Origin of the sequence: Nostocoides japonicum T1-X7 (assembly GCF_001046855.1) — a bacterium.
Taxonomy (GTDB): domain Bacteria; phylum Actinomycetota; class Actinomycetes; order Actinomycetales; family Dermatophilaceae; genus Nostocoides; species Nostocoides japonicum.
Map to the genome: position 1 here is coordinate 612,574 of NZ_HF570958.1, position 12,527 is coordinate 625,100.

General features: G+C 73.3%; 12 protein-coding genes. 5 read left to right on the plus strand and 7 right to left on the minus strand.

The window, feature by feature from the left end; all coding sequences use genetic code 11:
- The first annotated feature begins 108 nt into the window (after positions 1–108).
- On the plus strand, positions 109–1,041 hold the full coding sequence (locus BN12_RS02745; protein WP_048549920.1) for an NADP-dependent oxidoreductase: 933 nt from the start codon (positions 109–111) through the stop codon (positions 1,039–1,041).
- A 440-nt stretch (positions 1,042–1,481) separates the two neighbouring features.
- Complete coding sequence (locus BN12_RS02755) at positions 1,482–1,778, plus strand: DUF1905 domain-containing protein (RefSeq protein ID WP_048549922.1); 297 nt, start codon at positions 1,482–1,484, stop codon at positions 1,776–1,778.
- Positions 1,779–2,053: 275 nt separating this feature from the next.
- On the opposite strand, the gene BN12_RS02760 is transcribed toward BN12_RS02755, so the two are convergent.
- Positions 2,054–3,061 carry an agmatine deiminase family protein gene (locus BN12_RS02760; RefSeq protein WP_048555923.1) on the minus strand — a complete coding sequence of 336 codons (1,008 nt, stop codon included), beginning with the start codon at positions 3,059–3,061 and terminating at the stop codon, positions 2,054–2,056.
- Between the two features lie 17 nt (positions 3,062–3,078).
- Complete coding sequence (locus tag BN12_RS02765; RefSeq protein ID WP_048549923.1) at positions 3,079–4,071, minus strand: nitrilase-related carbon-nitrogen hydrolase; 993 nt, start codon at positions 4,069–4,071, stop codon at positions 3,079–3,081.
- A 43-nt stretch (positions 4,072–4,114) separates the two neighbouring features.
- Between BN12_RS02765 and BN12_RS02770 the strand changes: the two genes are divergently transcribed.
- The 3 genes from BN12_RS02770 (at position 4,115) to BN12_RS02780 (ending at position 6,366) form a co-directional block, all read left to right on the plus strand.
- Positions 4,115–4,336 carry a DUF3046 domain-containing protein gene (locus BN12_RS02770; protein ID WP_048549924.1) on the plus strand — a complete coding sequence of 74 codons (222 nt, stop codon included), beginning with the start codon at positions 4,115–4,117 and terminating at the stop codon, positions 4,334–4,336.
- Positions 4,333–5,346 carry a nitronate monooxygenase gene (locus BN12_RS02775; protein WP_048549925.1) on the plus strand — a complete coding sequence of 338 codons (1,014 nt, stop codon included), beginning with the start codon at positions 4,333–4,335 and terminating at the stop codon, positions 5,344–5,346. Before BN12_RS02770 ends, BN12_RS02775 begins: the two co-directional genes overlap by 4 nt.
- A 96-nt stretch (positions 5,347–5,442) precedes the next feature.
- Entirely contained in the window at positions 5,443–6,366 is a 924-nt protein-coding gene (locus tag BN12_RS02780; protein WP_162233026.1) for a universal stress protein, read from the plus strand.
- A gap of 151 nt (positions 6,367–6,517) precedes the next feature.
- Here BN12_RS02780 and BN12_RS02785 read toward each other — a convergent pair whose 3' ends face one another.
- From BN12_RS02785 to BN12_RS02805, 5 genes are all read right to left on the minus strand, one after another.
- Entirely contained in the window at positions 6,518–7,216 is a 699-nt protein-coding gene (locus tag BN12_RS02785; RefSeq protein ID WP_048549927.1) for a CPBP family intramembrane glutamic endopeptidase, read from the minus strand.
- Positions 7,217–7,308: 92 nt separating this feature from the next.
- Entirely contained in the window at positions 7,309–9,798 is a 2,490-nt protein-coding gene (locus tag BN12_RS02790; RefSeq protein WP_048549928.1) for an MMPL family transporter, read from the minus strand.
- 36 nt (positions 9,799–9,834) lie between these two features.
- On the minus strand, positions 9,835–10,791 hold the full coding sequence (locus tag BN12_RS02795; protein ID WP_083454366.1) for a class I SAM-dependent methyltransferase: 957 nt from the start codon (positions 10,789–10,791) through the stop codon (positions 9,835–9,837).
- Positions 10,792–10,804: 13 nt separating this feature from the next.
- Complete coding sequence (locus tag BN12_RS02800; RefSeq protein WP_048549929.1) at positions 10,805–12,160, minus strand: MFS transporter; 1,356 nt, start codon at positions 12,158–12,160, stop codon at positions 10,805–10,807.
- On the minus strand, positions 12,157–12,527 hold a 371-nt coding region (locus tag BN12_RS02805), incomplete at its 5' end, for an aminotransferase class I/II-fold pyridoxal phosphate-dependent enzyme (RefSeq protein ID WP_048549930.1). The genes BN12_RS02805 and BN12_RS02800, both read right to left, overlap by 4 nt.

Genomic DNA, 12,527 nt, shown 5'->3' on the forward strand with positions numbered 1-12,527 from the left:
ACGTCGCCCTCCTCGGGTCTTCCTCCGCGGGGTCGGACCGAGGAGAGTGGCCGGCGGCCGGGTGGCGGGTGCGGGAATGACGCAGCAGACGGTGGGGTTGGTCCGGTCATGACACGACACGTCGTCGCGAAGGATTTCGGTGGTCCCGAGCAGCTTGAGGTCGTCGAGGTGCCGACGCCCGAGCCCGGCGAGCGACAGGTGCGCGTCGCCGTCCGCGCGATCGGCGTCAACCCCATCGACTGGAAGTCGTACTCGGGAGCGACGTCGCGGAACCCAGAGTCGCTCTCGACGTTCGGCTTCGAGCTGTCGGGCGTCGTCGACGCGGTCGGCGAGGGTGTGGACGGGTGGTCCGTCGGGGACGAGGTCATCGCGCACGGGTTCCACGACGGCGCGTATGCCGATGCCGTCGTCGTGCCTGCCACGACCCTGCTCGCCAAACCGGCTGGCATGTCGTTCGAACAGGCTGCCGTCGTCGCCCTCGTCGGCGGAACGGCCTGGCACCTCGTCGAGGCAGCGTCCCTCGACGGCAGCGAGACGGTCCTCGTCCACAACGGCACCGGCGGGGTCGGGAGTCTCGTCGTCCAGCTCGCTCGACTGCGTGGGGCGAGGGTGGTCGCGACAGGAGGCCCCGAGAGCCAGGACCGGTTGCGCGAGCTGGGCGCCGTCCCGCTGGTCTACGGTGACGGGCTCCTCGACCGGGTCCGTTCCGCGGCTCCCGAGGGCGTCGACGTGGCGCTCGACTGCGTCGGCACCGACGAGGCGATCGACGTCTCGCTCGCCCTCGTCGCCGATCCGGGCCGGGTCATCTCCATCGCGGGGTTCGGCCGGGCGGGCGACGGCATCAGACTCCTCGGCGGCGGACCCGGCGCCGACCCGGGGACGCGGATCCGGACGGTGGGGCGCGCAGAGGTCGTCCGCCTCGTGGCCGAGGGTCGGCTCACCCTCCCGATCGTCGGGACATTCCGGCTCGAGGAGACGGCGCGCGCTCACGAGGTGAGCCGCGCCGGCCACGTGGCGGGCAAGCTCGTCGTCGTCCCCTGAACGCGCCCGTTCAGGGCATTCGGTGAGCGTGCGGCGGGGTGGGGTTACCTCGACTCCGGTGGCGCCGCGCGGGTGGAGGTATTGGGTGGCCTTCCGGCAGGGTCGGGTTACCTCGATTCGGAGCGGTGCCGGCTGGGTCGAGGTATGTGGTGACCATCTGACGGGGTCGTCGTACCTCGACTCGGAGCGGTGCCGCGGGGGTGGAGGTATTGGCTGACGTTCTGGCGGGGTGGGGTTACCTCGACTCGGTGGGTGCCGCGCGGGTGGAGGTATTGGCTGACGTTGCGGCGGGGTGGGGCCACCTCGACTCGCAGGTCGTCCATCGGGTCGAGGTATGTGGTGACCATCTGACGGGGTCGTCGTACCTCGACTCGGAGCGGTGCCGGCTGGGTCGAGGTATTCGGTGACGTTCGAGGCATACCGCGGATACCCTCGAGACGGTGGAGGCGACGTTCGACGGTGAGCTCATCTACTGGCGGGGGCCGTCGCCGTGGCACTTCGTCCGGGTGCCCGACGCCGTCGCGGACGCCATCCACGCCGAGGCCGCCGAGCTGACGTACGGGTGGGGCTGCATTCCGGCGAGCGTCCGGACCGGCGATACCACGTGGACGACGTCGCTGTTCCCCAAGGACGGCAGCTATCTCGTGCCCGTCAAGTTCGCGGTGTTGCGCGCCGAGGAGCTCGACCTCGGCGACATGGTGCGACTCACGCTGCGGATCGGCCCCACGACCCGCTGATACCCGCGCGCCCGCTTGGTCCCCTCACCCCGACGGCCGTCCGTCGCACGTGCCGAGTTGATGTCGTCTGGCGAGCCTTCCGACGACAACAACTCGGCACGTGCACGGCCGGTCACCGCACGTGCACGGCCGGTCACCGCTCGTGCACAGCCGGTTACGGCACAGCCCACAGCCGGTCACCGCACGTGCCGAGTAGATGTCGTGCTACCCGCGGGTAGGGAACAACAACTCGGCACGTGCGAAGGCAGCCGGGGGCACGTCCCGCCCCGCCCGGGTCAGACGCGGGGCTGCTGCTGGGTGATGCAGTGGATGCCGCCGCCCCGGGCGAAGAGCGGGCGGGCGTCGACGCCGACGACCTCCCGGCCCGGGTAGGCCTCCGCGAGGATCGCGAGGGACTCGGCGTCCTGGGGGTCGTCGAACGCGCACGCCACGACGCCGTCGTTGACGACCAGGTGGTTGATGTACGACCAGTCGACCGGCCCCTCGCCGTCGCTGAGGGTTCGCGGCGCCGGCACGCGGACGATCTCCAACGACGAGCCGCGCGCGTCGCTCGCTGCGAGCAGGGCGGCCTCGATCTCCCGGCAGACCGCGAAGTCGGGGTGGTCCGGCGCGTCCTGCCAGTGGAGGAGCACGACACCGGGCCGGGCGAACGTCGCGACGATGTCGACGTGGCCCCGGGTCCCGAACTCGTCGTAGTCGCGGCTCAGCCCGCGCGGGAGCCAGATGCACCGGGTCGCGCCGATCGTCCGGGCCAGCTCGACCTCGACGTCCTGCCGCGACATCGAGGGGTTGCGGCCCGGGTCGAGCTGGACGGTGTCGGTGACCAGCACCGTCCCCTCGCCGTCGACGTGGATCCCGCCCCCCTCGTTGACCATCGGCGAGTCGACGATGTGGGCGCCCGCCCGCTCGCCGACGAACACGCCGATCCGGGCGTCCTTGTCCCACGTCGCCCACGACTGGGCGCCCCAACCGTTGAAGACCCAGTCGACGGCACCGAGCGACCCGTCGTCCCCGACGACGAACGTCGGGCCGATGTCGCGCATCCACGCGTCGTCCAGGGGGGACTCGACGATCTCGACGCCGCCGTCGACGTGCGAGCGCGCGACGGACACGTCGGACGGGTCGACGACGAGCGTCACCGGCTCGAACCGGGCGACGGCGTTGGCGACCGCCGCCCAGGTATGCCGGGCGCTCGCCACCTCCTCGGCGGTGTCACCCAGCGTGTAGCCGCTGCTCGGCCACGCCATCCAGGTCCGCTCGTGGGGCGCCGTCTCGGCGGGCATCCGCCAGCTGAAGGGGCTCACGACGCCACCCCCGATGCCCTCGTCACGACGGTCGGATCGACACGCACATGCTCCGGACGGATCGGCTCGGTCAGGGCCGAGTACGAGTCGGGACGGCGTGTCGAGAGGAAGGGGAACAGGTCGAGCCAGTCCTCGCGCTGGGCGAGGTCGAGGTCGGCGACGAGCACCGCCTCCTCGGCCCGCGGTGCCTGCACGAGGACCCGGCCGTAGGGGTCGACGATGAACGACGAGCCGTAGAACGTGATGAGTCCCTCTGTGCCGCAACGGTTCGGCACGACGATGAACAGTCCGTTGGCGATCGCGTGGCCCGTGACGACGGACCGCCACAGCGGCTCGGTGTCGAAGTCGGGGTGGTCGGGCTCGGAGCCGATGGCCGTCGGGTAGACGAGGACCTGGGCGTCGGCGAGGGCGTAGGCGCGCGCCACCTCGGGGAACCACTCGTCCCAGCAGGTCGGCATACCGAGCCGCAGCGCCGGCGAGGCGAGGGCGACGACGGGGTAGGCGTCCCGCGCCGGACCGGGCCGGAAGTACCGGTCCTCGTAGTAGCCGGCCGTCACGGGGATGTGCGTCTTGCGTGTCCGGCCGAGGAGGTCACCCGACGGTGCGACGAGGACGGCCGTGTCGAACCCCAGCCCGTCCGCGGCGTCGGCCTTCTCGTAGAGCGAGGCGTGGACATGGACGCCGAAGTCGCGGGCCGCCTCCCTCGCGAAGGAGACGGTCGGTCCGTCGTCGAGGGGCTCGGCGAGGTCGCTCGGCCGGCCGGTGGGGAGAGTGTCGGCGGGGTACCGGGACAGCGTCAGCTCGGGGAGGAAGACGACCTGCGCGCCTGCCTGCGCCGCCCGGCGGATCCCGTCGCGGAGCGTGTCGCGCAGCTCGGCGGCATCGTCCCGCCAGCGATGCTGGACGAGGGCGACCCGCACCGGCGGGGCCAGCGGCTCCCGGACGCGGGCTGGAGAGGGAGGCACACCGTCAGCGGTGATGAGTCGCATAGCGCCAGTATGCCGACGTTCCCCGCCGCCTAGACTCGACCGGGTGCGGCTGAGCCAGTTCTGGACCCTCATGGACGACGAGTTCGGGGCCGCGTATGCCCGTTCGCTCGCGCGCAGCCACGTCCTCCATGCGCTCGACGACCGCAGCGCCGAGCAGGCGCTCGAGGACGGCGTCCCCCCACGGACCGTGTGGTTCGCCCTCTGCGAGGACATGGACGTCCCCGAGGCACGGCGCCTCGGCGTGGACCGGAAGCCACGCCGATGAACCCCCGATCGGGCCTGCCGAGGGTGGTGCTCGCACCCATGGCGGGCGGCCCCGGCACCGTCGCCCTCGCTGCGGCGGTCGGCGCCGGAGGCGGATTCCCCTTCCTGCCGGGCGGCTACCTCAGCCCCGACCGGCTCGCCGCCGATGTCGAGATCCTGCGCGCGGCAACGGACCGCCCGTTCGGCGTCAACCTCTTCGTCCCCGGACCCGATCGGATCGAGCTGACCCAGCGGGCGCGCGAGTATGCCGCCGCCCTCGCTCCCATGGCCGAGCTGGCAGGCGTCGAGCTGGGCCGGCCGACCTGGGACGACGACGCGTATGCAGGGAAGCTGGACGCGTTGGTCCAGTCGCCCCCGGCGGTCGTCTCCTTCGCGTTCGGCTGGCCGGGTCTGGACGACGTGGACCGGCTCCATCGGGTCGGGGCCGAGGTGTGGGTGACCCTCAACGATCCGGCCGAGGTGGAGTGGGCGACCGAACTCGGCGTCGACGGGATCGTCGCCCAGGGCGGGGAGGCGGGAGGACATCGGGGCGGCCCGGTCGACAACCGCCGGGACCACCCGACGCGCGATCTCGTCCGCGCCGTGCGGCATCTCGCCCCTGCACGCACCGCGGTGGTCGCCGCCGGCGGAGTGGCGGACGGGCTCGTCGCCCGGGCCCTCCTCGACGCCGGCGCCGACGCGGTCGCCGCCGGCACGGCATACCTCCTCGCCGACGAGGCGGGGACGGCGGACGTCCACCGGCACGCCCTCCACACCCGGTCGGGCACCGTCGTCACGCGCGCCTTCACCGGGCGCAGCGCGCGGGCCCTGCGGACGATGTGGACCGAGCGCTACTCGGACGCGGCGCCCGCCGCCTACCCGCACGTCCATCACGTGACCGCGCCGCTGCGCCGGCACGGCAAGGAGACCGGCCAGCCCGAGCTGGTCCATCTGTGGGCCGGGACGGCGCACGCCGACGCCCGGCCCGGGCCGGCCGAGCAGATCACCGAGGACCTCCTCGCGGCGCTCTGACCGGCGTGCCGCAGGTCACCTGTTCCCCCTGTCACCAATCGCCCTCGCACCGTGCGCGTCACGGGACGATAGGGATATCTGAAGGAGGCGATGATCATGACAGAGAACACTCCGTCCACGCAGTCAGCACGCGTCGTCGCAGCCACCGATGGTGGCCCGGATGGAACCAGGGCGGTGAGGTTCGGAGCCCGGGAAGCGGTCCGGCGAGGGATGCCCCTCCACCTCGTCCATGTCGTTCCCCAGGACCTCTACCCCGTCGTCGAGGACAGGTCCCTCGAGATCCGGGGCAACGAGGTGCTCCACGCCGCGGTCGCCCTCGCCCACGAGGAGGAGCCCGACCTCACGGTCACCGCGACGCTCGTCGCGGGCAGCCGAGTGCCGAGCATCCTCAACGAGATCGGTCCACGGGACGTCGTCGTCCTGTCCTCCCGCGGCCCGAACGAGCTCTCGCGGATCTGGACGGGCTCGACGACGATAGGCGTCGCGGCCCGGGCCGGGTGCCCCGTCCTCGTCCTGCCGTCCCGGTACGACGCCGACCGGCCTCCGACCGGTCGGGTGACGGCCGGCCTGCAGCGGCCCGACGCCTCCGAGGCGCTGCTCGAGGTCGCGTTCGCCGAGGCGTCGAGGGTGGGCGCGAGCCTGCTCCTGCTCCACGCGTGGCGACTGCCGTCGGGCTACGACGACATCATCACGGGGCGCACCGAGGGTGATGCCTGGGCCGCGCACATGACCGCGAAGCTGAGGGACGCCGTCGCCGGCCTCCGTGAGCGCCATCCTGAGGTGCCCGTCGAGACCCGCGCGGTCCACGGGCAGCCGGCCCGCGTCCTCGTCGACGCCGCGGTCGGGTCCGACCGCCTCGTCATCGGCAAGCCCGCCCACGGCGGGTTCGTCCACCATCTCGGCGGCACCGCGCGAGGAGTCCTGCGTGAGGCGACCTGCCCCGTGCTCGTCGTGCCCGCGCACGTCGCCGAGGCCGGCACCGGCACCGACGCCGATGTCAGCGCCGGCGCGTCCGCCTGACGATCCCGGTCCTCCTCGCCGGGCTCGTGGCGGGCGGTCGAGGTCCCACCGTCGCCCCGACGGTGGGACCTCTGCGCTCGGTGCAGCATCCCCCGTGCCCAGACACGGGGAATCCTGCCCGCAGGGGACGAGGGGCCGAGCCTCGGTCGCGTCACCAGATGAGGACCCAGCCGAGGAGGAGCAGGTTGGCCACCCCTTGGGCGACGACGCAGGCGTGGACCGAGCCGGTGCGGACCCGGCACCAGCCGAGCGCGAGACCCATGAGGAGGACGGAGGGGAGCACGCCGGCGATGACCTTCCCGTCGAGCGGCTGCAGCCCGTAGTCGCCGAGATGGACCAGGGCCCAGGCCGCGGACGTGCCGACGACCGCGGTGAGGGGTCCGTGCCGGTCGGCGAGCGCCGTATGCAGCACGCCGCGGAAGCACACCTCCTCGGCGAGGGGGACGAGGAGGCCGAGGACGACGACGGCGCCGACCGCCACGACGGCGGGGGGTGCCGACGGCACGGTGTCCACGACGAGGGTGCGCAGGCCGAGCGCCCAGTTGTGCCTGCCGGTTCCGACGAGGAGGACGCACGCGCCGACGCTCACGGCATACGAGGCGAAGACGACGAGCACTCCCTCGACGACCCGTCGGCGGGAGGCCGGGCGACGCAGCCCGACGGTCTCCCAGGAGCCCCGAGGGACGGCGAGGACGACGAGCGGGGTGAGCATGACCGAGGCGACCATGAGGGTCTCGCTGAACGCGCCGAGGATGCGCACGACGGCGAGCGAGACGAACAGCAGCGCCCCGGTGCCGACGGGCGAGATCGCATACCGGCGCTGAAGCGTGCCGTGGACGCGACCCGGCATACCGCGGAGTCCCTGTCTCCGTGCGGGATCCGGCTGGGCGAGAGCTCCGCCGGCTCGGCACCCGGAGGCGGGCGATCCACCGGACCCGGGGGTCACGACTGCGCCGCCGTGCGCCGGCCGAGGCGGGGGACCCACCAGTTGTACCGCTGGAGGAGCATGAGGGAGGCGGGGACGAAGAGCATCCGCACGAGCGTCGCGTCGAGCAGGACGGCCGTGCCGAGACCCACGCCGTACTCGCGCAGCATGAGGGTCGAGGACAGCGCCATCGTGCCGAGGCTCCCGGCCATGACGAGCCCGGCGGCCGTGATGACCCGCCCGGTGTCGACGACCGCGATGCTCGTCGCATCGGCGTCGTCGTGGCCGTGCCGGACGAGATCCCGCACCCGGGTGATCAGGAAGATCTCGTAGTCCATCCCGAGACCCATCATGAGGATGACGAGGAAGACGGGCAGGTCGTCGATGACCGGCTGCCCGAGCCAGGTCTGGAAGACGAGAACGGTGACGCCGACGGCCCACAGGTTGCTCATGAGGATGGTGAGGATGAGCCGCACGGGGATGAGGACGGACCGGAGGGCGAAGAGGAGGAGGACGAAGACGCCCGAGGCGACGAGGCCGATCATCCGCAGGAAGCTCGTGTGGAGCGCCTCGTTGTACTGGGCGTCGACCCGCGTCGCACCGCCGACCCGCAGCGTCGCGAGGCCGTGCGTGTCGAGGACGCCGCCGATCCGGTCGACGGTCTCTCGGGCCTCGATCGAGAAGGGGTCTCCGCGGAGGGTGACGGCGATCCGCGTCGTGCCGTCCGGGGCGAGGAAGTCGCGGGTGAGGGCCGCCGGCTGCTCACCGGTCCGTGGGCTCGGCAGGTCGGTCCCGAACGGGCTCGTCGTGGTCGCCACCCGCGCGACGCCGGGCTGGGCGGCGAGGGCGGCTCCGACCGTCGCGAGGCGGGCGCGACCCTCCGTCGTGAGGGTGCCGGAGCGGACGAGGGAGGCGGGCAGGCGTCCGGTGACGACGGTGGGGAACAGCGTGCCCTGGCCCCACTGATGTGCGACGACCTGGGCACCCGCCTTGGCGTCCGTCGTCGGGCTGAGGGCGAGCGGGTCCGCGGAGAGGCCGTGCCCCGCCACGACGACCGCGAACGGCACCGTCACGGCGACGAAGGCGGCGACGACGGCGAGCGGGCAGGCGCGGGTCGCCGTGACGAGGCTGCGGAGCGCACGGGCCAGGGCGCTGCTCGTCTCGAGGTCGGAGAGGGGACGGAGACCGAGGAGGAAGAAGCGGTCGCCGAGGAGGATGAGCAGGCAGGGGGTGATGGTCAGGGCCGCCGCGAGGATGATCGGGATGCCGACGAGCCCGCCGTAGCCGAGCGGCGGGATCCAGTCGATGGGCGAGACGAGGGTGGCGCCGAACGACAGGACGACGGCGGTCCCGGCGAGCAGGACGCTCTCGCCGGCCCGCACGGTGGCCCGGACGACGGCCTCCTCGACGCTCGCGCCGGTCAGCCGTTCCTGCCGGTAGCGCGACGAGAGGAGCATGCTGTAGTCGATCCCGGCCCCGAGGATGACGAACGTCATGATCGTCGTCGTGAACTGGGTGAGATGGACGTGCCGCCCGATGAGGGTGAGCCACGCCTGGCTCACGTTCGACGCGAGCCCGATCGTCGCGACGGTGATGAGCGCCGGCAGCACGGCGCGGAAGAAGAGGAGGAGGACGATGGCGATGACGACGTATGCGACCTGCTCCATCCGTGCGTTGTCCGCCTCGGCGCGCCGGTAGGTGTCCTGGAGCAGGGGGATCTCGCCGGTGACGTGGACCGCGACGGTGTCCTCGAGCCCGAGGCTCGCGACGACACGGCTCGTCATCGCGCGGAGGCCGACGATGTCCGGGTCCCCCGTGCCGGGCCGGAAGCTCACGACGACGAGAGCCGTGCGCCCGTCGGGGGACACGACGTCGCGGGTGACGACGGGAACGGGGAAGCGGGTCCAGTCCGTCGACGTGACGACGTCGCCGGCGAGCGTGGCGCGTGCCGTCGCGGGCGCGGCGTCGGCCGTGAGGACGAGCTCCTGCAGCCGGGGCGCGAGTCCGGAGCGGCGCACGATGCCGGTCAGCCGGACGCGGCGCTCCGTCGGCCCGACGTCGGCGAGCGACGGGGCGGCTGCGGCGAGGGTCCGGTCGACGACGTCGAGCACCGCGTCGCGGCGCAGGGTGTATGCCGACACCGAGCCGATGACCGTGCCCTGCGCCTCGAGCCGGCCGATCGCCCCGTCGAGGGCCGCGAGGAGCTGCCGCATCCGGGCGGACCGCTCGTCGAAGTGGTCGAGGACGACGAGCGTCTCGCCCTCGGAGTGGGCCGGGAAGTCGCGGTCGATGTCTGCCGCGACGGCCGCGCTCTCGCTGCCGGGCACGACCTTCGAGGAGCCCTGGGTGCTCAGGACGCTCGAGGCCTGGAGCGCGAGCGGGGTGCTCAGGGCGACGACGAGCAGCCACCATCCGATGACCAGCTTGGGATGGGCGACGAGGGCCCGGGCGAACCCTTCGAGGGCCGCGTGGACCCGGCCCTGGCTCCGCTCCCGGTCGGTGCTCATGGTCCCGGCTCCTGCCCCGCACGCCCCGTCCGCGGGTCAGGCCGCGGCGTCCGGTGCGGCGGCGTCCGGCGCGGTGCCACGGGGCTCCGTAGCGCCCGACGATGCGGCGCCGGGCGTGGCCCGGGCCACCCGGTGTCGCGCGACGCCGAGGACGAAGGTGTGCCGGAGCCCGAGGGCGCCGTGCTCGCGCCGGTACTCCTCGAGGGCTTCGCCGAGGCGGGCCCGGATCTCCTCCTCACGGCTGATGTCGAAGGAGTCCCGGAACCCGGCTCCGGCCCCGGAGCGCTCGACCCAGTCCATCGCCTCGGCGACCGAGGCGATCGGCAGCTCCTGTGCCCCCTGGTCGAGGATGACCGGGTCGAGTCCGGCCTTGCGGAACCACTTCCCGAGCACCTGCTCGCTCTTCGGCAGGGAGACCCGGATGAGCGAGGTGAGCATGCTCGGGTCGTCGGCGACGACCTGCTCGAACGCCTCCCGCAGCGTCGACAGGGCCGTCGAGCGGGTCTCGATGACGGCCACCTGGCCTCCTTCGCGCAGCACCCTGCGCACGTCGCGCAGCAGGCGGACCGGCTGGCTGTAGCAGATCGCCCACCCGATGACGACGAGATCCGCGCTGTCGGTCGGCTGGCGCCGAAGGAAGTCCTCCATGTCCCCTTCGGCGAAGCTCAGCTCGAGGCCGGGCCGGTGGGCGACCTTGCCCCGAGCCACGGCCAGCATCCCGGGCGACTTGTCGACGACGGCGAGCCGCCCGCGGCCGTCGAGCCGTCGCACGATCTCCTCGGTGAGATGCCCTGTCCCGCAGGCGAGCTCGACGACGGCGTCGCCGGGGGAGATCCGCACGCGGTCGAGCAGGCTCACCGAGTGTGGACCCATGACGCTCGTGAAGTAGTCGTCGTACGTCGGGCTGGCGATGTCGTAGTCGGGGGTCGGATCGGCGCTCGCTCCGTGGATCCACAGGCTCAGGGCACGAAGGGCAAGACCGGTGCGGGACATGTGTCTCTCTCTTTCAGTGGGTGGTGCTCGTATCGGCGCGGTCGGGTGTCACGTCCCCCGGTGGGACAGGCGACCTGTCCGGTCGGGGTCCGGTGGTCGGGGTCCGGTCGATCGGTCCCCCGTGGGTCAGGCGTGGCAGGGCCGTCCGGGTCCCCTCGTGGTGGGGGTCCGTCTCGTCTGGGATCGCCGGGAGGGCGACCGGGGGTCGGGAGCGGGCGTCGAGCCGATGGACGAGGAGCGCGCCGAGGGCGAGGACGACGGCCGTCGCGGCGAACAGTCCGGGAAGCGGCACGCGGTCGGCCGCCGCACCGCCGACGAACGGTCCGATGGCCATACCGGCGGCATAGGTGACGTTGAAGACCGCGCAGGCCGCGGCATACCCGCCGCCGGTCGCGCGGACATCGAGGGCGACCCGCGAGAGACCGGGGATGAGGACGAGGCTGTAGCCGAGGGCGACGACGACGAGGACCCCCGCGACGCCGATCCCGGATCCCGGGACCGTCGCGAAGGGCACGGCGGCCGCCATGACGAGCAGGCCGGCGGGCAGCGCCGGGAAGGTGGGGCGCCGGTCGGCGAGACTCCCGACCGCGGGACTGACGACGAGATGGGCGAGCGTCGCCGCGCCGAAGACGAGACCCACGACGGCGGGCGTCGCGTCGAGGCGGCTCGCGAGGTCGAGGGGGAGGAGGGGCTCGAGCATGCTGAGGACGGCCGCGGCGAGGACGACGGCGGCGAGGGTCGCCCGGAACCGGGGCGCGCCGAGCAACTCCCGGACCGGCGTCCGCGCGGGCGACGGCACGGGCGCGGACGCGGGCGCGAGCTGCGCCAGCGCGCAGAGCGCGACGAGCCCCGCGCAGACGAGGAACGGCGCGCGGAAACCGTGTGCTGTCGCGAGGATCCCGGCGAGCGGTGGGCCGACGAGCAGGCCCGCCGACATGCTCGCCATGACGACGCCCATCCCGAGGCCGACGCGGTCCGGCGGCAGGCGGTGGGCGACGAGGGCGACGCCGACGGTCCACACGACGCCGGCGGCCGCGCCCTGGAGCGAACGGGCGACGACGAGCTGCGGGTAGGTCGTCGCGGAGGCGAAGAGCAGGGTCGCGCCGGTGACGCCGAGCATGCCGACGACGAGCGGGCCGCGGCGGCCGACCCGGTCTCCCATCCGTCCCACCGCGACCGTCGCGGCGACGAGGGTGACGGCGTACGACGCGAAGAGGGTGCCGATGCCGAGCGGCCCGACGCCCAGCCGCTCGGCATACCCGGGAAGCACGGGGACGACCGCGCTGTAGAGGAGGCTGTCGGCGAAGAGCGCGACGGAGACGGCCGCGACGACGAGGGCCGACGACCTCCGGGCGGCGGCGAGGCTCATGCCGCCGTCTCGGCCCGGCCGGGGAGGAGCCCCTCGGCGGCCAGCGTGCCGAACGCCTCGACGACTCGGTCGAGATGGTCCCGGGTATGCGTCGCCATGAAGCTCGTGCGCAGGCGCGGCGAGGCGGCCGGCGGCAGGACGGCGTTGGCATACACCCCGAGATCCATGAGCCGGCGCCACAGGAGGGCCGTCCGGATGTCCTCACCCGTGTGGACGGGGACGATGGGGCTGTCGCTCGTGCCGACGGGCAGGCCGAGGCGACCGAGGGCGTCGGCGACGCAGGCCGCGTTCGCGATCGCCTGCCGACCGCGCCACGGCTCGGCCCGGGCGACGCGGACGGCCGCCAGCGCTGCGGCGGGGGGGGGGG

Coding starts and splice junctions, on each gene's coding strand:
- BN12_RS02745 (WP_048549920.1), top strand. CDS start 109: ATGACACGACACGTCGTCGCGAAGGATTTCGGTGGTCCCGAGCAGCTT.
- BN12_RS02760 (WP_048555923.1), bottom strand. CDS start 3,061: ATGCCCGCCGAGACGGCGCCCCACGAGCGGACCTGGATGGCGTGGCCG.
- BN12_RS02765 (WP_048549923.1), bottom strand. CDS start 4,071: ATGCGACTCATCACCGCTGACGGTGTGCCTCCCTCTCCAGCCCGCGTC.
- BN12_RS02775 (WP_048549925.1), top strand. CDS start 4,333: ATGAACCCCCGATCGGGCCTGCCGAGGGTGGTGCTCGCACCCATGGCG.
- BN12_RS02780 (WP_162233026.1), top strand. CDS start 5,443: ATGACAGAGAACACTCCGTCCACGCAGTCAGCACGCGTCGTCGCAGCC.
- BN12_RS02785 (WP_048549927.1), bottom strand. CDS start 7,216: ATGCCGGGTCGCGTCCACGGCACGCTTCAGCGCCGGTATGCGATCTCG.
- BN12_RS02790 (WP_048549928.1), bottom strand. CDS start 9,798: ATGAGCACCGACCGGGAGCGGAGCCAGGGCCGGGTCCACGCGGCCCTC.
- BN12_RS02795 (WP_083454366.1), bottom strand. CDS start 10,791: ATGTCCCGCACCGGTCTTGCCCTTCGTGCCCTGAGCCTGTGGATCCAC.
- BN12_RS02800 (WP_048549929.1), bottom strand. CDS start 12,160: ATGAGCCTCGCCGCCGCCCGGAGGTCGTCGGCCCTCGTCGTCGCGGCC.